General features: G+C 52.5%; 1 tRNA gene and 2 rRNA genes. All 3 read left to right on the plus strand.

The features are described 5' to 3' along the window. The first annotated feature begins 183 nt into the window (after positions 1-183). Positions 184-1,723, plus strand: a 16S ribosomal RNA gene (locus AB0399_RS40325). Positions 1,724-1,808: 85 nt separating this feature from the next. Further along, positions 1,809-1,884 (plus strand) — tRNA-Glu (locus AB0399_RS40330). A gap of 192 nt (positions 1,885-2,076) precedes the next feature. Next, a 23S ribosomal RNA gene (locus AB0399_RS40335) occupies positions 2,077-4,061 on the plus strand; the annotation flags it as partial.

Below are 4,061 nucleotides of genomic sequence, written 5' to 3' on the forward strand. Positions count from 1 at the left end.
TACGCCACCTCGCAACGGTGAGCGAAAGCCGCGTTGCACTGCTCTTTAACAATTTATCAGACAATCTGTGTAGGCACTCAAAGTGACATGGATTCTTAATGTCTTCGGACAATAAATGAATACCAAGTCTCTGAGTGAACATACGTAATTCATTACGAAGTTTAATTCACGAGCATCAAACTTAAATTGAAGAGTTTGATCATGGCTCAGATTGAACGCTGGCGGCAGGCCTAACACATGCAAGTCGAACGGTAGCACAGAGAGCTTGCTCTCGGGTGACGAGTGGCGGACGGGTGAGTAATGTCTGGGAAACTGCCTGATGGAGGGGGATAACTACTGGAAACGGTAGCTAATACCGCATAACGTCGCAAGACCAAAGAGGGGGACCTTCGGGCCTCTTGCCATCAGATGTGCCCAGATGGGATTAGCTAGTAGGTGGGGTAACGGCTCACCTAGGCGACGATCCCTAGCTGGTCTGAGAGGATGACCAGCCACACTGGAACTGAGACACGGTCCAGACTCCTACGGGAGGCAGCAGTGGGGAATATTGCACAATGGGCGCAAGCCTGATGCAGCCATGCCGCGTGTATGAAGAAGGCCTTCGGGTTGTAAAGTACTTTCAGCGGGGAGGAAGGTGTTGTGGTTAATAACCACAGCAATTGACGTTACCCGCAGAAGAAGCACCGGCTAACTCCGTGCCAGCAGCCGCGGTAATACGGAGGGTGCAAGCGTTAATCGGAATTACTGGGCGTAAAGCGCACGCAGGCGGTCTGTCAAGTCGGATGTGAAATCCCCGGGCTCAACCTGGGAACTGCATTCGAAACTGGCAGGCTAGAGTCTTGTAGAGGGGGGTAGAATTCCAGGTGTAGCGGTGAAATGCGTAGAGATCTGGAGGAATACCGGTGGCGAAGGCGGCCCCCTGGACAAAGACTGACGCTCAGGTGCGAAAGCGTGGGGAGCAAACAGGATTAGATACCCTGGTAGTCCACGCCGTAAACGATGTCGACTTGGAGGTTGTGCCCTTGAGGCGTGGCTTCCGGAGCTAACGCGTTAAGTCGACCGCCTGGGGAGTACGGCCGCAAGGTTAAAACTCAAATGAATTGACGGGGGCCCGCACAAGCGGTGGAGCATGTGGTTTAATTCGATGCAACGCGAAGAACCTTACCTACTCTTGACATCCAGAGAACTTAGCAGAGATGCTTTGGTGCCTTCGGGAACTCTGAGACAGGTGCTGCATGGCTGTCGTCAGCTCGTGTTGTGAAATGTTGGGTTAAGTCCCGCAACGAGCGCAACCCTTATCCTTTGTTGCCAGCGGTTAGGCCGGGAACTCAAAGGAGACTGCCAGTGATAAACTGGAGGAAGGTGGGGATGACGTCAAGTCATCATGGCCCTTACGAGTAGGGCTACACACGTGCTACAATGGCGCATACAAAGAGAAGCGACCTCGCGAGAGCAAGCGGACCTCATAAAGTGCGTCGTAGTCCGGATTGGAGTCTGCAACTCGACTCCATGAAGTCGGAATCGCTAGTAATCGTAGATCAGAATGCTACGGTGAATACGTTCCCGGGCCTTGTACACACCGCCCGTCACACCATGGGAGTGGGTTGCAAAAGAAGTAGGTAGCTTAACCTTCGGGAGGGCGCTTACCACTTTGTGATTCATGACTGGGGTGAAGTCGTAACAAGGTAACCGTAGGGGAACCTGCGGTTGGATCACCTCCTTACCTTAAAGAACCTGCCTTTGTAGTACTCACACAGATTGTCTGATGAAAAGTAAATAGCAAGGCGTCTTGCGATTGAGACTTCAGTGTCCCCTTCGTCTAGAGGCCCAGGACACCGCCCTTTCACGGCGGTAACAGGGGTTCGAATCCCCTAGGGGACGCCACTTGCTGGTTCGTGAGTGAAAGTCACCTGCCGTCATATCTCAAAACTGACTTGCGAGTCATGTTTGAGATATTTGCTCTTTAAAAATCTGGATCAAGCTGAAAATTGAAACGACACACAGTTAATGTGTGTTCGAGTCTCTCAAATTTTCGCAAACCGATGATGAATCGAAAGAAACATCTTCGGGTTGTGAGGTTAAGCGACTAAGCGTACACGGTGGATGCCCTGGCAGTCAGAGGCGATGAAGGACGTGCTAATCTGCGAAAAGCGCCGGCGAGGTGATATGAACCTTTGACCCGGCGATGTCCGAATGGGGAAACCCAGTGTGTTCCGACACACTATCGTTAACTGAATACATAGGTTAACGAGGCGAACCGGGGGAACTGAAACATCTAAGTACCCCGAGGAAAAGAAATCAACCGAGATTCCCCCAGTAGCGGCGAGCGAACGGGGAGCAGCCCGGAGTCTGAATCAGCTTGTGTGTTAGTGGAACGGTCTGGAAAGTCCGACGGTACAGGGTGATAGTCCCGTACACGAAAATGCACAGGTTGTGAACTCGAAGAGTAGGGCGGGACACGTGGTATCCTGTCTGAATATGGGGGGACCATCCTCCAAGGCTAAATACTCCTGACTGACCGATAGTGAACCAGTACCGTGAGGGAAAGGCGAAAAGAACCCCGGCGAGGGGAGTGAAAAAGAACCTGAAACCGTGTACGTACAAGCAGTGGGAGCCTCTTTATGGGGTGACTGCGTACCTTTTGTATAATGGGTCAGCGACTTATATTCTGTAGCAAGGTTAACCGAATAGGGGAGCCGAAGGGAAACCGAGTCTTAACTGGGCGTTAAGTTGCAGGGTATAGACCCGAAACCCGGTGATCTAGCCATGGGCAGGTTGAAGGTTGGGTAACACTAACTGGAGGACCGAACCGACTAATGTTGAAAAATTAGCGGATGACCTGTGGCTGGGGGTGAAAGGCCAATCAAACCGGGAGATAGCTGGTTCTCCCCGAAAGCTATTTAGGTAGCGCCTCGTGAACTCATCTTCGGGGGTAGAGCACTGTTTCGGCTAGGGGGCCATCCCGGCTTACCAACCCGATGCAAACTACGAATACCGAAGAATGTTATCACGGGAGACACACGGCGGGTGCTAACGTCCGTCGTGAAGAGGGAAACAACCCAGACCGCCAGCTAAGGTCCCAAAGTCATGGTTAAGTGGGAAACGATGTGGGAAGGCACAGACAGCCAGGATGTTGGCTTAGAAGCAGCCATCATTTAAAGAAAGCGTAATAGCTCACTGGTCGAGTCGGCCTGCGCGGAAGATGTAACGGGGCTAAACCATGCACCGAAGCTGCGGCAGCGACACTATGTGTTGTTGGGTAGGGGAGCGTTCTGTAAGCCGTTGAAGGTGGCCTGTGAGGGTTGCTGGAGGTATCAGAAGTGCGAATGCTGACATAAGTAACGATAAAGCGGGTGAAAAGCCCGCTCGCCGGAAGACCAAGGGTTCCTGTCCAACGTTAATCGGGGCAGGGTGAGTCGACCCCTAAGGCGAGGCCGAAAGGCGTAGTCGATGGGAAACAGGTTAATATTCCTGTACTTGGTGTTACTGCGAAGGGGGGACGGAGAAGGCTATGTTAGCCGGGCGACGGTTGTCCCGGTTTAAGCATGTAGGCGGAGGTTCCAGGTAAATCCGGTACCTTTTAACGCTGAGGTGTGATGACGAGGCACTACGGTGCTGAAGTAACAAATGCCCTGCTTCCAGGAAAAGCCTCTAAGCATCAGGTAACATCAAATCGTACCCCAAACCGACACAGGTGGTCAGGTAGAGAATACCAAGGCGCTTGAGAGAACTCGGGTGAAGGAACTAGGCAAAATGGTGCCGTAACTTCGGGAGAAGGCACGCTGATATGTAGGTGAAGCCCCTGCGGGTGGAGCTGAAATCAGTCGAAGATACCAGCTGGCTGCAACTGTTTATTAAAAACACAGCACTGTGCAAACACGAAAGTGGACGTATACGGTGTGACGCCTGCCCGGTGCCGGAAGGTTAATTGATGGGGTTAGCGGTAACGCGAAGCTCTTGATCGAAGCCCCGGTAAACGGCGGCCGTAACTATAACGGTCCTAAGGTAGCGAAATTCCTTCGCGCAGACCCGGGCACTCATGTCCGACCAGCTGCTCGACC

It is taken from the genome of Streptomyces sp. NPDC088194 (genome assembly GCF_040702025.1).
Taxonomy (GTDB): Bacteria; Actinomycetota; Actinomycetes; order Streptomycetales; family Streptomycetaceae; genus Actinacidiphila.